Here is a 17232-nt window from a genome sequence, read left to right on the forward strand (position 1 = left end):
TTCAGGCATCCAGCATCACACGCAGGCACTGCCGGAAGCCTTGTGCCATATAGCGGGTGACCGTGCGCACACTCAATTGCATATGCGATGCAATCTCTTCGTAGGAGAGCCCCTCCAGCTGAGAAAGCAGAAATGTCGTGCGAACTTTGGCCGGCAGCTCGCCGAGCAACTGATCAAGCTCCTCCAGAGTCTCTAGCAGGATGGCGCGAGCCTCGGCAGACAGTGCTGTTTCTTCGGGCAGCAGATGCAGGGATGCCAGATAGGCCTGCTCAAGCGACCTGCGTTCCAGGTGGTTGATCATCAAGCGCCTGGCGACGGTGGTCAGATAGGCTTTGGGCTCGCGGATGTCCTCTATGGTTTGCGATTTTGCAGTCGCCCAGATGCGCGTGAATGTGTCCTGAGCGATGTCTGCTGCATCGTGACGATTGCCCAGTTTGCGCTGCAGCCAGCCGGTCAGCCAGCGGTTGTGCAGTGTGTACATGCTGCCAAGTGCGTCACTGGCGATGCTGTTGGCAGGGGATGACACAGGAATCTCTCGGGATTGGAAATCCGCTGATTCTACACAAATGATACCTATTCTCATTTGTTGAGAGCTTGCCAGGCCAGCAGAGGTGGGTGTTGGAGTGTTCAGGCAAGCGGTGGCGACGGAGGGGCTCGGAGCATGAAGCAGTAGGCGTAGCGTCAAGCCAGATCATCCGACGTGGCTATATGCGCTCTCAAGGCTTCTAGGAACTGGGTCTGGGCAAGCTGTCGATCAGCGCCTCTCCTCAGCGCGACGTACATGTTGAGGTGAACGGCTGGTTCGGTCAGCATCGCAATGTTCAAGCCGTGCTGCTGGCATTCCTCCATCATGAAAGAGGGTATGACTGCGTTGCCCAGACCCGCTTTCACCATGGCAATCATGGTGCCCAGAAAATTCATTTCTGCCCGCTCATCCTGGCTGGCCTTGGCGCTGGGAAGGTGCTTGTCAATCAAGGCCTGAATCGGGTTGGATATCGGCAGAGCGATCATGGGCAGGCCATCCAGAGACTTCCAGCTGCGGCTCTGGATCTGCTTGCTGCGCCGCCTCTCTCCCGGGCTGATGCTCATGAGCCGGAACCGGCACACCGACTCTCTGAGCAGGCCTGCGGCAGGTTTCACAAAAAAGGCCATACCCATATTGGCATGTCCTTCCAGAACGGCCTGCCGAACGGTATCGAGGCTGCCATCCATGACCTGGATTCGTACTTCGGGATGCTTGCGTGCAAAGTCGGCAACAACCTTCGGTAATAGGCAGGTTGCGATCACAGGCGTCGCGGCAATCGTCAGGGTCGACCGTGAGGCCGAGGAGCTGCCTTGCAAGGCAAGACCCAGTTGCCGCAGTTCCGTCACCACCCTCTCGGCATAGGGCTGCAGCAGCCGGCCTGCGTCGGTCAATGTCACTGCGCGCGTGGTTCGCTCGAATAGCCTGACCCCCAGCTGGCGCTCCAGTTCCTTGACCAGCATGCTGACTCCCGACGGAGACAGATGGATGCGCTCTGCCGCCGCAGCAAAGCTGCCGCACCTGCATATCTCGAGAAACGCCTGCAGTTGACGACTCCCGACATTAATCAGCTTTACTGATGAATTCACCAAAAATTCCCGTTTGATTCAAATCAATGGACGCGGTGCAATTGCAGCACAAAACACAAGGAGACACCATGCTTACACCTTCAGCAGGAGGCTTGCCCCTCAGCCGCCGCAAGGCTCTACTCACCGTGGCTGTCGCAGCAGCTGCGGGTTCCTCCGGGCTTTCGGCATTCGCGAATACGCAGGCACCCGTGCGGCTGGTTGTGCCGTTCACGCCAGGCACAGGCATCGATCTGATTGCCCGGGTCATCGGTCCCAAGCTCTCGGAGCGCTTTCAGCGTCCCTTCATCGTGGACAACAAGCCAGGGGCCTCGGGCAATATCGGTACCCTGGAGGTAGTCCGGTCCACTCCCGACGGCACGACTTTGCTTGTCACCGTGAATACGTTGGTGATGAATACCGAGCTCTACCCCAAGATGGGATATAGCCCGGTTCGCGATCTCAGCGCCATCAGCCAGACCAGCGTAGGTCAATTGGTGCTTGTCACGGGCTCTCAATCCCGGATCACGGATCTGAAGGAACTCATCGGCTATGCACAGAAAAATCCTGGCGTTCTGAACTATGGCTCGCCCGGTGCGGGAACCCCTCACCACCTGGCAACAGAGCTGCTCAAGAGCAAAGCCAGGATATCGCTCACACATGTCAGCTATCGCGGCACGGCCCCGGCCTTGACGGACTTGCTGGGTGGGCAGATTGATCTGATGTTTCTCCCTATCCACGTTGCTTTGCAGCACATCAAGGCAGGCAAGCTCCGTGCGCTTGCGATCAGTTCAGACACGCCGTCCCCGCTCCTGCCTCAGGTGCCCTCGCTGAGGAGTCTGAACCTGGGCGATATGAATGTGGACATGTGGTATGGCTTGCTGGGCCCCAAGGGACTGCCTCCCGAGTTTGTACGCAGCATCAACGAAGCCCTGAAGAACATTCTTGCTCAGCCTGAAGTTGCCAAAGCATTTGAGTCCCAGGGCATGACGCCCCAGCACAGCACTCCCCAAGCCTTCCAGGCCTTGATCGAAGCCGATGCCAGGCGCTGGGGCAATCTCATCAAGACCCAGGGCATTACTGCCGAATAAGCCAGCCATAACAAGAAGATCAAATGAATATAAATATGCAAGTCAATCAGACACCAGCGCCAGGCAAGGATGCGGATGTAATCATCGTGGGCGGCGGACCCGTGGGCATGGGGCTGGCGATAGAGCTGGGTCAGCGCGGCATTCGCTGTATCGTCGTGGAGCGCTACGCCAAGCCGCAACCGATTCCCAAGGGGCAGAACCTGACCCAGCGCACCATGGAGCATTTCCACGCCTGGGGTGCGGAAAAGCAGCTTCGCGCAGCTCGTACCATTCCGCCCGAATACGGCATAGGAGGCCTGACGGCCTACAACACATTGCTGGGGTCTTATTCTTACGACTGGCTCCAGCGCGATCTCGTCAAGCCATACTATTTCACGGCGAACGAGCGCCTGCCTCAGTACGCCACGGAAGCGGTTCTGCGAGATAGAGCCGCCGAGCTGCCCTCTGTTGAGACCTTTTACGGCTGGAACTTCGATACCTTGGAGCAGGACGACGGAGGCGTCAGCGTCACGGTATCCGAAAAGAACGGATCGGATCGCAAGATGCTGCGTGCAAGCTATGTCGTCGGCTGTGATGGAGCCCGATCGGGCGTGCGCCAGCAAGCAGGCATCACCCAGACCAAGACCGACCATGACCGCCTCATGGTACTGCTCGTGTTCCGCTCACAGGGACTGCACAAGTTGCTCGAGCGCTTTCCCGGCAAGTCTTACTACAACGTGCTTCAGCCTGAACTCAAGGGCTACTGGAAATTCTTCGGTCGCGTCGATCTGGGCAATACCTGGTTCTTCCATGCGCCAGTGCCACCGGGAACCACGGCAGACAACTTCGACTTCCAGGCCTATCTGGAGGATGCTGTCGGAGCGCCTTTCGATGTCGAGTTCGAGCATATAGGCTTCTGGGATCTGCGCTTCATGCTTGCCGACAGCTATCGCTCAGGCCGGGTCTTCATCGCCGGCGATGCCGCGCACAGCCATCCTCCCTATGGCGGCTATGGCGTGAACTCGGGCCTGGAAGATGCACGCAATCTCGGGTGGAAGCTGGCAGCCGTGCTGAAAGGCTGGGGCAGCGAAACATTGCTGGACTCCTATGACCAGGAACGCCGCCCGGTATTCAGATCCACCATTGACGACTTTATTGCCAAGTCCATAGAGACCGATCACCAGTTTCTGGACAGCTTTGATCCGGAAAAGGACAGGAGCGCCTTTGAAACCGCCTGGAGTCAGAGGGCCAGTGGGGCTGCAGGCGAGGTGCATGCTTTCGAGCCCAACTATGAGGGCTCTCCCATTGTGCGCAGCGCTCAGACGTCGGCCGTCGGCAATTGCAGCGCCAAGGGCTCACATATATTCACCGCACGTGCCGGTCACCACCTGGCTCCGGCCGCGCTCGGCGATGGTCGGAATATATTCGAGCATCTGGGGCAGGGCTACACGCTGCTGGCAGCCGATACGCCCGCGCAAACGCTTGAGACGTTTCGTTATATGGCCGACATCAAGCAGCTGCCCCTGACCATTGTCGAAACCACTAAAACGGATGAGTTTGCACGCTATGAATCTGACCTGATACTGATTCGTCCGGATGCATTTGTGGCCTGGACGAATAGCGAGAAATTCCTGTCGAACGAGGATGTGGAAAATCTGCTCCAGGTTGTGGCCTGAAAGATCGAGGGTCGCTCGATGCCCTTCGCCTGAGTCGCTCTCGGGCTTGGGCGAGGAGCCGCCAGGCTGCCAAGACTGGCGTTCCGGCGGCAGGCGGCAGTGCAAAAATGGCTGCCGGCCTGCAAGGCGCCTGGATGTGCCCGTCTAGAGCGGGCAGGGTTCAGGCAATCAGCGCGCGGGTCAGCAGATCGACTCCCGCCAGGAAATCGTCTATGTCCATGGCCTCATGCGGATTGTGAGAGCCATTCTCGTTGCGGATGAAGACCATGGCAGAGGGCACGCCGGCATTGGCAAACACTGCCGCATCATGGCCGGCGCCGCTTGCCATGCGCTCCAGTTTGATGTCTTGCCCCGCTGCTTCCAGACGGTTCAGCCAATCGGCATCCATGGTGGCCGGTTCCGTGAACAGGCGCTCGTCGAACTCGAAACGTACGCCGCGGGCGCGCTCTATGACCTGGCACTCTTCGCGCATCAGGGTGTAGAAGCGCTCCAGGGTCTGGGTGTCCTGGCTGCGCACCTCAAAGCTGAATGCCACTTCGCCGGGAATGACGGAAACAGCATGCGATTGTGCCGAGGTGGAGCAGATGCCCGTGGTCATCACCATGTCCATGCCCATCTGCAGCAGCACGCGCCAGTGTTCGTCCATGCGCGACAGCAGCTCGGCAACAGCCAGCAATGCGTCCTTGCGCAACCAGCGCGGCACGGCGCCCGAGTGGCCAGTTTCACCGATGCAGCGGATCAGGTTGTGGCGGACATTGCCGCGGATACCGGTGACCAGGGCCACCGGCCAGCCGCGATTGACCATGACCGGACCCTGCTCGATATGCAGTTCCAGATAGGCTGAGACATTAGCGAGATCGAGCAGCGGCTCGGCGCGCTCAATGGCATCGACATCGGCTCCGCAGCGCGACATGGCTTCGCTCAGGATGCCGACGCCATCGCGGTGAGGCCGCTTCAATGTGGCGGCAGGTAGCTTGCCCAGCAGGGACAGAGAGCCCAGATAGGCCTTGCCGTACCAGGCGCTTTCCTCGCCACGCAGGGCCAGCACGCGCAGCGGCGGTGCCTGTTCGTGGCGGCCGCGCAGCTGCAGCAGCATCAGCATGCCGGCGACAATGCCAGCGAGCCCGTCGAAGTTGCCGCCCTGCGGCACGGAGTCGGCATGCGAGCCAACCACGACAAAGGGCTCGGTACGGTTCTCTTCAGGCAGGCTCAGCCACAGATTGCCGGCCCGATCCCATTCATGGCTCAGGCCAAGATCTTCGGCCCGATCCTCAAGTATGCGCAGCGCGGCATTCTCGCCTTCGCCATAGCTTTCGCGGGTGACGCCAAGGCCGTCACGGGTGGCTTCGCGAATTTCCGAGAGCAAGGCTTGCGCCAGTGCGCTGGTATCCGTCAGGGTGTTGCAGGCCATCATGCTCCGCTACCTCCGTGGCGGATGGACCAGTCCACAGGCGAGGCCGAGAAGTCCGCCAAAGTGGCTTTTTGCTCCGCACTGAGCTGTCCGCTCGCCAGCAGTGCTTCGTGCAGCTGATTCCAGGTTGCCAGGGCGTGCAGGGACAAGGCGTGATCGGCCAGCGTGCCGGCCTGGGGGGCATAGAGCGCATAGTCGAGCAGAACCAGCACATCCTCTACCACGGGGCCGGCGCGGCGCAAGGCGGCAACCGTGCCGGCCTTGGAGCGGCCGTCGGTGGTGACGTCATCCACCAGCAGGACCTTGGCGTTGTCGGGCAGTCGACCTTCGAGCTGGGCCGTGATGTCCCAGCCGACGGGGCGTTTGCGCAGATACAGCATGGGCAGCTCCAGGCGCTCGGCCAGCCATGCGGCAAAAGCAATGCCCGAGCTTTCGGTTCCCACGATTGCATTGATGCCGCGAGCAGCAATCAGAGGACGCATGCAGCGGGCTGCGATGTCCATGATTTCGCCGCGCAGTGCGACATCGGACATCAGGACTTGCGCATCCACATAGACCGGGCTGGCCCAGCCCGAGGTATAGATAAACGGTTGATGCGAAGCAATGCGTACAGCGCCGAGGCCGACCAGGGCCTGGGCAACGCGTGGCGCGTCGGAAGCGGAAAGAAGCATGTGAGTGTGTGTTTGCAAAGCGGGCATGTTAAGTAGCCAGGCCTGCAGCAAGAAGTGGCTAAAATTCCTCGAGCCGTTCCAAAACGAGATGGCTCGTGCTTTGTGCCTGGGCGTGACCGGGCACCTTTTGCCGAAATCCCCGGCTGCGCCTTCAAGTGCCCGCCGGCCATTGACCATGTCCGACTTCACTTCGCCGCGCAGCTTTCTGCGCCAGATCGACCTTTCATCGCTGGATCTGTTTGTGCTGATCTGCGAATGCGGCAGCATTGCACGTGCGGCCGAACAGGGCGGCATGGTCGCGTCGGCCGTGAGCAAGCGTGTTGCTGAACTGGAATCCCTGGCGCGCACGCCCTTGCTGTTGCGCCATGCCCGTGGAGTGCGTCCGACTCCTGCCGGAGAGTTGCTGCTGGCGCATGCGCGCACGATTCTGCTGGGGGTCGAGCATTTACGCGACGACCTGGGTGAATATGCGCGCGGCATCCGCGGGCTGGTGCGCCTCAGTGCCAATGCCTCCGCCGTGGAGCAGTTTCTGCCCGAGGATATTGCGATCTTCGTGAAACATCATCCTGACATCCGCATCGATCTGCGCCAGGCGACCAGCCGCTCGGTGGCACGTGCCGTGCGCGATCACATGGCTGATCTTGGCGTCTGCAGCCCCAGCGATGAAGTCGAGGGGCTGGAGTCCATGCCGTATCGGCGCGAGCGCATGGTGCTGATCATGCCCAGTGATCACGCTCTGGCCCGGCATCAGGAACTGGCCTATGAAGAAGCGCTGGACTATGCCCAGATCGGCTTGCGCGACAGCAGCATCGTTCAGGAGATGCTCAATCGGCAAGCCCGCGCTGGCAGACGCATGCTGCGACAGCGCATCGAGGTCGACAGCCTGAGTGCCATGTGCCGCATGATTGAATGCGGACTGGGTGTGGGCGTCATGCCCGAAGGCGCCTACCAGCGGCTGGGCGAGGCACGCGCTCTGCATGCCGTGCCGCTGACCGATGCCTGGGCGGAGCGCAGCCTCAAGCTGTATGCCAACAGCTTTGCCGACCTGCCTGCGCCGGCTAGGCATTTTGCCCAGGCTCTGATGCCCAAGGACTGAGGCAGAGCGGATGGCATGAAGCAAAGCGGGCGCTGCTTGCCCTCGATGCGATGAGAAAGCGGTGCGGGCTGCTGGCACGACCCGGGCATCTCGGCAGGCGGATGGCTCCCGAGCGGTTGGCCGCCAAGTCTCAGCTTTTCTGTGCCGCCCACAGCTGATGTGCCCACATGCCGACCAGCATGGCGGCGACAAACAGCCATACCTGTGGTGTGAGCGTCGCCAGATTCATCAGCGCGGGGCCGGGGCAAAAGCCCGCCAGTCCCCAGCCTATGCCGAACAGGGCAGAGCCTGTCAGCAGCTTGCGATCAATGACGGTGCTGGCGGGCAGCAGCATGGGTTCGCCCAGCAAGGCTGTTCTGCGGCGCTTGGCCCAGGTGAAGGCAATCAGGCCGACCGCGATGGCGCCGCCCATGACGAAGCCCAGAGAAGGATCCCAGCGACCGAAAAAATCGAGGAAGTTCTGTACCTTGGCCGGGTTGCCCATGCCCGAAAGAATCAGGCCCAGACCGAACACAAGCCCGCAAAGCAGGGCTGCAATACTGGGGATCATGATGTTCCTTTGTGGCGACTCAAGCGATGACATGGCGCATCACGAACACGGTGATGGCGCCCGTGGCGATAAAGCACAGCGTGGCGGCCAGCGAGCGCAGTGACAGGCGCGATAGCCCGCACACCCCGTGACCGCTGGTACAGCCCGAGCCCATGCGCGTGCCAAATCCCACCAGCAGTCCGGCGGCGATGATGATCGTCGGGTTGGATGGCAACTCCATGGCTGGTAGCGGGGCAAACAGCGACCAGAGCAGCGGAGCGGCGACCATGCCCAGGATGAAGGCCAGGCGCCAGCCCCACTGCTTGACGGACGACCAGGTCGGCAACTGCAGCAAGGCTGCGGCGATGCCGCTGATGCCGGCTACCCGGCCCAGCAAGGCAATGAGCAGGGCGGCAGAAAGGCCGATCAGCAGGCCGCCGGCCAGCGATGCCCAGGGCGTGAACTCGCTCCAGAAGATATTCATGCGCTCTCTCCCGGTAGGCAAAACAGTTGGTACAGGGCTTGCATCAGTTGCAGGGCGCGGGCATCGGCCAACTGATACCAGATGAATTTGCCTTCGCGGCGCGTGCTGACCAGGCCCTCGCGGCGCAGAATGCCCAGTTGCTGGGACAAGGTGGGCTGGGACACGCCGGTCAACTGCTCCAATTCACTGACTGTGCGCTCCTGCTGGGCGAGCTGGCACAGCAGCAGCAGCCGGTCTTCGTTGCCGAGCAGCTTGAGCATGGCCACGGCCTCGCCCGCATGGGCGCGCATGGCCTGCAGATCCAGCGCGGCTTGTGCTTCGTCAAAGCTTGATGAGGACATGGCTTCTTTCGTCAAAATATTTTCATATATTATATAAAAAAGTATATTGATTGCCGAGTTCCAGAATGTCAGTTGTGCCGTTCAAGGAGTTGCCATGTCAGCCAGCGTGATGCATATCGAGCCGTTTTTTGATACCGCTACCGGCACCCTGAGCTATGTCCTGGCCGACACGGTCAACGCTCAAGCTGCCGTGATTGACCCGGTGCTGGATTTCGAACCGAAGTCGGGCACCCTGAGCAGCCGTTCAGCGGACGCACTGATCGACTATGTGCGTGGCAAAGGCTGGCAGCTGCAGTGGATACTGGAAACCCATGCTCATGCGGACCATCTGTCGGCGGCCCAGCATATACGTCACCACCTGGGCGGCAAGGTGGCGATCGGTGCCCATATCTGCGATGTACAGGCCGTGTTTCGCAAGATCTATCACTTCGAGCGCAGCTTTCTGCCCGACGGCAGCCAGTTCGACCATCTGGTGCAGCATGGCGAGCGTCTGCCGTTGGGTCAGCTGGAGCTGCTGGCCATGCATGTGCCCGGCCACACCCCGGCCGATATGGCTTATCTGGTGGAAGATGCCGTGTTTGTGGGCGATACCCTGTTCATGCCCGACGTGGGCACGGCACGTGCCGACTTTCCCGGCGGCGATGCGGCGACACTCTATCGTTCGATCCGGCACATTCTGGCCTTGCCCGAGCAGACCCGCCTCTTTGTCTGTCACGACTACCCTCCGGCAGGCCGCAAGCCGCAATGGCAGACCACGGTGCTGGCCCAGCGCAGCGGCAATATCCATGTGCATGACGGCGTCAGCGAGGCGGAGTTCGTGCAGATGCGCACGGCACGCGACGCCACGTTGGAGATGCCCACGTTGATTCTTCCCTCGGTGCAGGTCAATGTGCGGGCGGGCAAGTTGCCGCCCGCAGAGGATGATGGCCGCACCTATATCCAGTTGCCCATCAATGCCTTTGCTGCGAACGGGCAACTGCCTCAGGGCCTGTCGCAGTGATTACTGCGCTGGACCGGGCCGAGCTGCATCGGCTGTGCGTTGGCCGGCCAGTTCATTGAGCCTGAGCTGCAGGCGCACCATGTGCTCGGCATAGACCAGCACTTCCTGTGTGGGCAGAGGCTTGGCGACACGGCGGGCATAGACGTTCAGCGCCCCTTGGGCCACCTCGGGGTCATTGCTGTCCGCATACCAGGCCCAGTCGGCCAGATGAGAGGCCAGCTCCGGGTCGTGGTCGGCCAGTGCAGTGGCCCGCCGAATCACCTGCCTGGCACCGCCGGCCAGTCGCACCAGCTCCCTGGCTTCATGGGCCAGAGGCGCCGGGCGCCAGTGCGATGGAATATCGTCCCACCAGCCGCTGTACTCGCTGACCACCATGCGGCCAATGTCCCTGGCCGAGACATAGAGCTCGCGTGCATCGCTTCGCCGGGCCAGCTCCGGCGGTAGCGCCACTTTTTCAATGACCTGATCGCGACGTACTCCGCTGTTGAGGCCAGCCACCACTTGCCTGGAGATGCTATCCAGCATCTGGGCCTGCGCCGGCAGGCGGTCCTGGATTTCTTCGGGTTTGGTGATGGCCGGGCCATGGGCCGGCAGCAGCAGCTGGGGTTTGAGCGCAGCCATGTCGCGCAGGGCCTGAGCCCACTCCTCAGGGTAGCGCTGGCGGCGCTTGCCGTTGCCGGCATTGGGCAGAAAACCCTGGAAGTAATCCGCGCTGGCCACGATCTTGCGGCCCGGCACGGCAACCCAGATCTGGTCTTCGGTCTCGCCGCGCGCATGGGTCAGCACAAAGTCTTCGCCGCCAATTTTGAGCGTGGTCTTGTCCTGGAAGGTCTGTGTGGGGCGCACTGCATCGGCCCAGGTGCTCGGCACGTCGGCCAGGCTTTGCTGGTTGTTGCGCGCGATCAGACCGTTGCTGCGCATGTCCAGTTCCATCTGGGCGATGAAGCGCTGCTCGGTCACCACACGCGGCTTCTGGTCCATCAATGCCCAGGCGCCAAAGGCATGGTCGGCATGAAAGTGGGTCAGGATGACGGTGTGCAGCGGCTTGTTGCTGAGCTGCTTCAGCGTCTCGGCCAAGGCCGGGCCTGCGGGGGCGTAGCCGCTATCGACCAAGACCAGGCCTTCGTCGGTCTCGAAGACCACCACATTGACGATGGGAAAGCGCAACAGCCAGGTACGCGGAGCCACGGCCTCGACCTTGAGCCGGGCTCGGGCCTCTGCAATGGCGTTCTGGTCGGTTCGGCTGTACATGCTGTTGGCCACGGCATACGACAGCTCGGTGCCAAAGCCACCGCCTTCCATGATGGATTTGACCATCTGCGGATTGGCCTTGAACACCTGGGCGCGGGCAGCAAGCACGGCGGGGCTTTTCGCTCCCGAGCCGCCGCGGTCATCCTGATCGTGGGCGTTGGCCGTTCCCGTACCGAGCTGGCCCAGTGCCAGGGCTGTGACAAAGGCGTATCGGTAGAGACGAGATATTTTTTTCATGTTTGTCATCACTGCATTCATTGGGCGTTGATCCGTTGCACCGGCTCCAGAATCCACGAAGGATCCAGCACCTCTGGCCAGGGCTGGTAGGCGCGGGCCATCAGATAGAACAGGTTCTTCTCGGGTGTGGGCAGCCAGTTGGCACGCTTTTCAGGGCCCGGGTCCGTGGGTTGCAACCAGATGTCCAGGCTGCCGTCGGCGTTGAACTTCATGCCCTTGGTGCGGTCGCCAATGGAGTAGCGGTTGATGGGGTTGTCCACCATGTATTGGCCGCCGGTCACGAATTCATAGAGCGAGACGGACCAGAAGGCATCTGCGGGCAGACGACCTTGGGGCAAATGCAGGCGATAGGCTCGGCCCTCGCCCAGTGCCTGGTCGTTGCCGTCGACGCTGGCGGCAAAGTAGGTGGCTTCCGCAGCCTCCAGGCCGAGGATGCCGCCCGACATGGCGGCCGACTGGGCACGCATGGCGTAGTTGTTGCCAAAGCCATCTGGCAGGCGATAAGGGGTCCAGCCGTTTCTGCGCCTGGGGTCAGCCGTCTTGCGATCGGCATTCAGGCGATTCTTGAGTTCGTTTTTCTCGATCTCGGGCGCCAGGCTCAGCCAGCGCTGCCGCACGGCCTCGGGCAGCTTGTCCCAGCTGCAGGCCTTGCCACAGATGCCCACGCTGGCAAAGCGCTGCAGCAGCGCGTGTTCCGTGCCGGGCGGCGGGTTGCGTGCCAGTGCCTCATTGCTCACATCGACAAAGCGGCTCCAGTCCTGGGCTTGCGGCTTGAGCTGCGGACTGTCTGGGTCGGTCCTGAGCACAGGCTCCATGCGAAAGCCATCCTGCACGGCATGGGCCGTCTTGAGGTCATCTTCACCGGTGACCAGTACACGCAGATTCAGATAGACATCCCGCGTGGGCGCACGCACGATCTGGTCGACCTGAGGGATCTTGCCGCTCCAGCGCGGGCCGACCAGGGCTACCTTGCGTGCCTTGGTGCCGCCAATGCGCCGGCCGACGTAGGAGAAGGTATTGAGGTCTGCGCCAATCATGGCGATCACGTAGTAGCGGCCATGGGTTTCGGGCAGGGACAGCACCAGGGGAGACTTTTCGAGATCCAGCCAGGCGGTGGAGTAGAAGGTGTCGCGAATCGGGCCGTTGGCCCAGCGGTCCTTGGGCGTGGCCAGGTGGCGCGAGTGGCGGAAGTGGTTGAGCGTGGTGGCGGTGGGGGAGTCCTTGACCTCCAGGGCTTCATGCCGCATTTTCATGAATTCCTGATAAGGGTAGGCATAGAGCATGGCCTCGCGGATCAGGCTGTCCAGAGCCTGGTCTTCGGTGGCCGCGGGCGTCTGGGCATGGGCCATGCCCAGGCAAAGGCCCAATGCCGCAGCCGCCATGGCGCGCAGCCCGGCGCGGTTCAACTTTGACATGTGATTGAAATGGTGTGGTGGTGGTGATGACCGGGGCCGGTGGCTTTTTCGTCCCGGCCCGGGTCTCTCTGCGGCGAGCACCGCATGCAGCGCGTGTCAGCGGCGAATGGGAGAGCAAGCCGCTCTCAGGTGCCGGCGTTGCGCGTGGCTTCAGGGGTGAACATGGAGGGATTCATGTCTCCCTTGTTGAGCACGGGCCCCTTGGGGCGTTCCTGGAACAGGTTGTAGGCCACATAGCCGCCGCCGATCAGGTCGTGGTAGAAGGCCGTGCCTGCATGCCAGGCGTTGGAGTCGAACGCGTAGTAGTAATTGATGAGGCCTTGCTGCCACAGGTTGCCGCGTGCATCGTAGAAGTCGCTCATCACGGCGTGGCCGGTGTCTTCGTCAAGGAAAAGCACGCGCTTGCCATAGAGATGGCGATAGCCTTCCTTGAGCGTGGCTTCCAGCACCCAGACGCGGCGCAGTTCATAGCGCATGTAGTCGGGGTTGGCATGGCCGGGCTTGAGCAGATCGGCGTACTTCACGGTATTGGCGTGAATCTTGTACGCATTGGCGGGAATGTAGATTTCCTTCTTGCCCAGATTCTTCCAGTTGTAGCGCTCGGGCGAGCCATTGAAGAGACGGTCGGAGTCAATCGTCATCTTGGCGCCCACGCCGCCGCCCATGGGCTGGTCAAAGCCGTACTCGGGGATCTGGCGCACCCGGCGTGTGCCCGGGTCATAGCTCCAGCCCAGACGCTTGTCCTTGCCGAAGTTGACCGGCTCACGGCTGACGCTGACCCCGCCTTTTTCGCGCTCGGGCAGCTTGACCGCATTCATGCCCTGGGCCATGGTGCCTTCCAGCGGCTTGCCGGCCTGCTCGGGGGAGTTCAGCAAGCTCATGCTGCGGTTGTCGGCGCGGCCGAAGACGGTGGAGCCATCCTGCATCACGTAGGCGTTGTCACGCAGTGTGTGTTCGGTGAACGAGCGCAGCGGAAACAGGTTGTTGAAGGCCAGCTCCATGCCGGTCTTGGGGAAGGGGAACGGTATGGCCCCCTTGACCGCGTTGTCGGCGCCCATTCCGTCGGCGCTGATCACGGCGTTCTGCGCATTGGCTTTGGCCGAGGCACAGGCAAAGTCCGGATAGCGGAAGTCGCGGTGACCCGGATAGACGGGAATGCTGAAAGTCTTGGGGTAGCGCGCAAACATGGCCTTCTGGCCTTCGGTCAGATTGGCGGCGTACTTGGCAACATTCTCGGCCGTGATGGAGAACAGGGGCTTTTCATTGGCATAGGGGTCCACCGGGTGCTGGCCTGCATGCGGCGTGTACTGAATTCCAGGCGGCGTTCCCAGCCACTTGCCCGTGTATTCGGGTACGCCGCTGGCGGTGCCGGCCTTTTCGGCACCGATACAGGTCAAGGACTTGCCCAGCTTTTCAATTTCTTCGGGGCTGCCTTTGGCGGCGGCTGCACCAGCCATGACGCTGGTCACGGTCAGCGCGATCAGGGCGCGGTAGCTCAGGTTGCTTTCCATCACGAATCCTCAAAGATGTATGTGTGCAGCATTTGCACTATCGATCTGCCCGCGAATCGGGCCAAGGTCTAGTCCAGGTCAGCTAGTCGCTGACTTGACGCCTGTCGATGAATTCAATGTTCAAGCGAGCTTTGCGGCTCACCATCGCTCGTTTGGACTAGCCCCTAAGGCCTAGCGAAGTCACCTCAGAGACAGACTGCCGCTCCAGCCCTGCGTTGACCCGCTCGGGTAAGGGAAAACCTATGGCATCCGACCTCGGGAAAACCAAGATGAAAATGCGCTCGAGGGATATCGGGCGTACTGCTTTTGAAAGCGAAAGGCCGCCATGGGCCGGGCGACGTAGGCCGCAAGGACTAGCGTTGTCTGAAGACCCAGGTGGCGAAGTGCCTGCTTTGTTGTCAGGCCTTGTCCGTGCTGGAATCAGCTGCCGGGCATGCCAAACAGGTCATGCGCATCCAGCAGGGCCCAGGCAATCTCGGGCTTGCGCTCGAGCCCCTTTCGGATCGCGGCGGGAATGCTCTGACGTGTTTTGCGGCATAGACCCGGCAGTTCGCCGAGCTCGATCTGGATGCCGCGCATGGTGCGGACCTCGTTGTTGCCGGGGGTGATACGTATCTCCAGGCCCAGGAGCGCGTGAATGCGCTGCTGCATATGCTCGAGATCGACCAGGCTGCTGATGCTCTCCAGGCGCTGCAGCAGCTTTTTCTCTTCCTCGCGCGTGAGCTGCAGAATGCGCAGATCCGCATCCGGCGTGCTCAGCAGCTGCTCGCGCCGGCAGTCGCAGGCGCCGGGCGGGCATTCAACGCGGATGGGCAGAGGGGGCGGCTGCATAGGGCGGCAGAGAAAACCAGGGGCAGATGCAAGCATGCTAAGGCCTGCGATGTCGTGCCGCCAGTGGGGGCAGGCCCGGGCAAGACCGGCATTTGCTGGCTTGCTGGCGGCGCCATAAGTGAATTCACTTGTCCCAGTTGCTCTCAGGTTTGCCTAGACTCAGGCATTATTGAGGGTTACTACTAAAAGTAGGCTGGCTTGATCTGCCGGCATCTACCAGAACGAAAGCCTGCATTGACCGCTGCCCGGCAGCGCTGCAGTTGGGATGGGAATAATCACTTTTTATAGCGTCAAACGCATTGTTCATGCGTGATTTGCGATATTTTTCATGATAGAAATTCGGGATTTATCCCTGACATACCAAGGCCCCAAGGGCCCGGTGCACGCCTTGCGTGGCATCAATCTGGAAATCGCCTCGGGCGAGGTGTTCGGCATCATCGGCCGCTCCGGCGCGGGCAAAAGCTCGCTGGTGCGCTGCCTGAACCTGCTCAACCGCCCCACGGAAGGCAAGGTCATCGTCAACGGACGTGACCTCATGCAGCTGTCCGATGGCGAGCTGCGCGCCGCGCGCCGCGACATCGGCATGGTGTTCCAGCACTTCAATCTGCTGTCCTCGCGTACCGTGTATGACAACGTGGCCCTGCCGCTGGAGCTGGCCGGTGTTTCCAAGGACGAGATTTACCAGCGCGTGACGCCGCTGCTGGAGCTGGTGGGCCTGGACCATCTGGCCGACCGCTATCCGGCCCAGATTTCCGGCGGCCAGAAACAGCGCGTGGGCATTGCCCGGGCACTGGCCAGCAATCCCAAGGTGCTGCTCAGCGACGAAGCCACTTCGGCGCTGGATCCCGAAACCACGCGCTCCATTCTGGATCTGCTGCGCAAGGTCAACCGCGAGCTGGGCGTGACCGTGGTGCTGATCACCCACCAGATGCTGGTGATCAAGCAGATCGCCGACCGCGTTGCCGTGATCGACGGCGGCGAGATTGCCGAGCTGGGGCCCGTGATCGACGTCTTCACCCGCCCTCAGCAGACGATCACCAAGAGCCTGATCGACGAAATCGTGCCCCAGCAACTGCCCGAGTCGGTGATGAAGCGCGTGAACCAGTTGGCGGCCCAGCTGCAGCCCGGCCAGCAAGGCCAACTGCTGCGCCTGTCCTATGCGGGCGAGAGCGCCTATCAGCCCATTTTGTCGCACCTGATTCGCGAGCTGGGTCTGGATCTGTCGATTCTGCACGGCCAGATCGACGAGATCCAGGAGCAGACCTTTGGCTCGCTGGCGGTGTACGCCAGCGGCGAGGCCGCCAAGATTGACGCGGCCGTGGAGCACCTGCGTGCCAGCGGTGTGCAAGTGCAGATCGTGTCCAGCAAGGATTGAGAGCGATGTTTGAGAATTTTTCGGAAATGATGCTCCAGCTGCTGCTGGATTCCTTCTGGGAGACGCTGATCATGGTCGGCATCTCGGGCCTGATCGGCGGTCTGATCGGCATCCCCCTGGGCGTCTTCCTGCGCCTGACCGACCATGGCGGCATCTTGCAGAACGGCCCGGCCAACAAGGTCGTTGGCTGGATCGTGAATGCGCTGCGCTCCACCCCCTTCATCATCTTGCTGGTGGCCATCATTCCGCTGACGCGTCTGATCACGGGCTCCTCCATTGGCACCTGGGCGGCCGTGGTGCCGCTGACGATTGCGGCGGCGCCGTTTGTGGCCCGTCTGGTGGAAACCGCCTTGCGCGAGGTCGATGGCGGCCTGATCGAAGCGGCCCAGTCCATGGGCGCAACCACCGGTCAGATCGTCTGGAAGGTGCTGCTGCCAGAGGCGCTGCCCGGCATCGTCGCGGGCCTGACCATCAGCTTCGTCAGCCTGACCGGCTACTCGGCCATGGCGGGCGCCATTGGCGGCGGCGGCCTGGGCGATCTGGGTATCCGCTACGGCTACCAGCGCTTCTTGCCCGACGTGATGCTGGTCGTGGTGATCATTCTGATCTTCTTTGTGCAGGCCATTCAAAGCCTGGGCGACTGGGCCGTGCGACGCCTGAGCCATCGCTGAGCCGCGGTGCACATTACCAAAAATTAAGAAAAGGGGTGCTGCCCGGAAACAGGCCGTCCCCTCTAAAATGCAGGTT

17 protein-coding genes are annotated in these 17232 nt (G+C 61.6%); 6 read left to right on the forward strand and 11 right to left on the reverse strand.

Annotation, left to right across the window (positions count from 1 at the left end; translation table 11 throughout):
- Position 1: 1 nt before the first annotated feature.
- Positions 2-481 carry a sigma-70 family RNA polymerase sigma factor gene (locus DJFAAGMI_RS04030; protein ID WP_211456721.1) on the reverse strand — a complete coding sequence of 160 codons (480 nt, stop codon included), beginning with the start codon at positions 479-481 and terminating at the stop codon, positions 2-4.
- 200 nt (positions 482-681) lie between these two features.
- Positions 682-1611: a LysR family transcriptional regulator gene (locus DJFAAGMI_RS04035; protein ID WP_419095587.1), complete on the reverse strand. Its 930-nt coding sequence runs from the start codon at positions 1609-1611 to the stop codon at positions 682-684.
- Positions 1612-1679: 68 nt separating this feature from the next.
- On the opposite strand from DJFAAGMI_RS04035, the gene DJFAAGMI_RS04040 reads away from it, so the two are divergent.
- Together DJFAAGMI_RS04040 and DJFAAGMI_RS04045 are read left to right on the forward strand one after the other, a co-directional pair.
- Complete coding sequence (locus DJFAAGMI_RS04040; RefSeq protein WP_211456035.1) at positions 1680-2678, forward strand: tripartite tricarboxylate transporter substrate binding protein; 999 nt, start codon at positions 1680-1682, stop codon at positions 2676-2678.
- 29 nt (positions 2679-2707) lie between these two features.
- A complete protein-coding gene (locus DJFAAGMI_RS04045; protein WP_211456722.1) occupies positions 2708-4333 on the forward strand; it encodes an FAD-dependent monooxygenase in 1626 nt (541 codons plus the stop codon).
- 160 nt (positions 4334-4493) lie between these two features.
- Here the strand turns inward: DJFAAGMI_RS04045 and DJFAAGMI_RS04050 are convergent, their stop codons facing one another.
- Together DJFAAGMI_RS04050 and DJFAAGMI_RS04055 are read right to left on the reverse strand one after the other, a co-directional pair.
- Positions 4494-5747, reverse strand: a complete 1254-nt coding sequence (locus tag DJFAAGMI_RS04050; protein ID WP_211456036.1) for a hydantoinase/carbamoylase family amidase — start codon at positions 5745-5747, stop codon at positions 4494-4496.
- On the reverse strand, positions 5744-6415 hold the full coding sequence (locus DJFAAGMI_RS04055) for an orotate phosphoribosyltransferase (protein WP_043004235.1): 672 nt from the start codon (positions 6413-6415) through the stop codon (positions 5744-5746). Before DJFAAGMI_RS04055 ends, DJFAAGMI_RS04050 begins: the two co-directional genes overlap by 4 nt.
- A gap of 175 nt (positions 6416-6590) precedes the next feature.
- Here DJFAAGMI_RS04055 and DJFAAGMI_RS04060 point away from each other — a divergent pair, with 175 nt between their 5' ends.
- Positions 6591-7511: a LysR family transcriptional regulator gene (locus DJFAAGMI_RS04060; protein WP_211456037.1), complete on the forward strand. Its 921-nt coding sequence runs from the start codon at positions 6591-6593 to the stop codon at positions 7509-7511.
- Between the two features lie 130 nt (positions 7512-7641).
- Here DJFAAGMI_RS04060 and DJFAAGMI_RS04065 read toward each other — a convergent pair whose 3' ends face one another.
- The 3 genes from DJFAAGMI_RS04065 to DJFAAGMI_RS04075 are packed head-to-tail and all read right to left on the reverse strand — an operon-like array spanning position 7642 to position 8865.
- A complete protein-coding gene (locus tag DJFAAGMI_RS04065; protein ID WP_211456038.1) occupies positions 7642-8061 on the reverse strand; it encodes a YeeE/YedE family protein in 420 nt (139 codons plus the stop codon).
- A 19-nt stretch (positions 8062-8080) separates the two neighbouring features.
- Positions 8081-8524: a YeeE/YedE family protein gene (locus DJFAAGMI_RS04070; protein ID WP_211456039.1), complete on the reverse strand. Its 444-nt coding sequence runs from the start codon at positions 8522-8524 to the stop codon at positions 8081-8083.
- Positions 8521-8865 (reverse strand): ArsR/SmtB family transcription factor, encoded by a 345-nt coding sequence (locus DJFAAGMI_RS04075; protein ID WP_211456040.1) that lies wholly within the window; start codon positions 8863-8865, stop codon positions 8521-8523. The genes DJFAAGMI_RS04070 and DJFAAGMI_RS04075 overlap by 4 nt, the downstream gene beginning before the upstream one ends.
- 94 nt (positions 8866-8959) lie before the next feature.
- Here DJFAAGMI_RS04075 and DJFAAGMI_RS04080 point away from each other — a divergent pair, with 94 nt between their 5' ends.
- Positions 8960-9865, forward strand: coding sequence for an MBL fold metallo-hydrolase (locus tag DJFAAGMI_RS04080; RefSeq protein WP_211456041.1), 906 nt, complete (start codon positions 8960-8962; stop codon positions 9863-9865).
- Here DJFAAGMI_RS04080 and DJFAAGMI_RS04085 read toward each other — a convergent pair whose 3' ends face one another.
- From DJFAAGMI_RS04085 to DJFAAGMI_RS04100, 4 genes are all read right to left on the reverse strand, one after another.
- On the reverse strand, positions 9866-11353 hold the full coding sequence (locus DJFAAGMI_RS04085) for an MBL fold metallo-hydrolase (RefSeq protein ID WP_249333776.1): 1488 nt from the start codon (positions 11351-11353) through the stop codon (positions 9866-9868).
- Between the two features lie 17 nt (positions 11354-11370).
- On the reverse strand, positions 11371-12768 hold the full coding sequence (locus tag DJFAAGMI_RS04090; protein WP_211456043.1) for a DUF1254 domain-containing protein: 1398 nt from the start codon (positions 12766-12768) through the stop codon (positions 11371-11373).
- A 125-nt stretch (positions 12769-12893) separates the two neighbouring features.
- Positions 12894-14279 carry a DUF1329 domain-containing protein gene (locus tag DJFAAGMI_RS04095; protein ID WP_043004243.1) on the reverse strand — a complete coding sequence of 462 codons (1386 nt, stop codon included), beginning with the start codon at positions 14277-14279 and terminating at the stop codon, positions 12894-12896.
- A gap of 420 nt (positions 14280-14699) precedes the next feature.
- On the reverse strand, positions 14700-15110 hold the full coding sequence (locus DJFAAGMI_RS04100) for a hypothetical protein (RefSeq protein ID WP_211456723.1): 411 nt from the start codon (positions 15108-15110) through the stop codon (positions 14700-14702).
- A 328-nt stretch (positions 15111-15438) separates the two neighbouring features.
- On the opposite strand from DJFAAGMI_RS04100, the gene DJFAAGMI_RS04105 reads away from it, so the two are divergent.
- Entirely contained in the window at positions 15439-16485 is a 1047-nt protein-coding gene (locus tag DJFAAGMI_RS04105; protein WP_043372368.1) for a methionine ABC transporter ATP-binding protein, read from the forward strand.
- Between the two features lie 5 nt (positions 16486-16490).
- Positions 16491-17156 carry a methionine ABC transporter permease gene (locus DJFAAGMI_RS04110; RefSeq protein ID WP_003055731.1) on the forward strand — a complete coding sequence of 222 codons (666 nt, stop codon included), beginning with the start codon at positions 16491-16493 and terminating at the stop codon, positions 17154-17156.
- The last annotated feature ends 76 nt before the right edge of the window (positions 17157-17232 follow it).

It is taken from the genome of Comamonas brasiliensis, from assembly GCF_018292285.1.
Lineage (GTDB): Bacteria > Pseudomonadota > Gammaproteobacteria > Burkholderiales > Burkholderiaceae_C > Comamonas > Comamonas brasiliensis.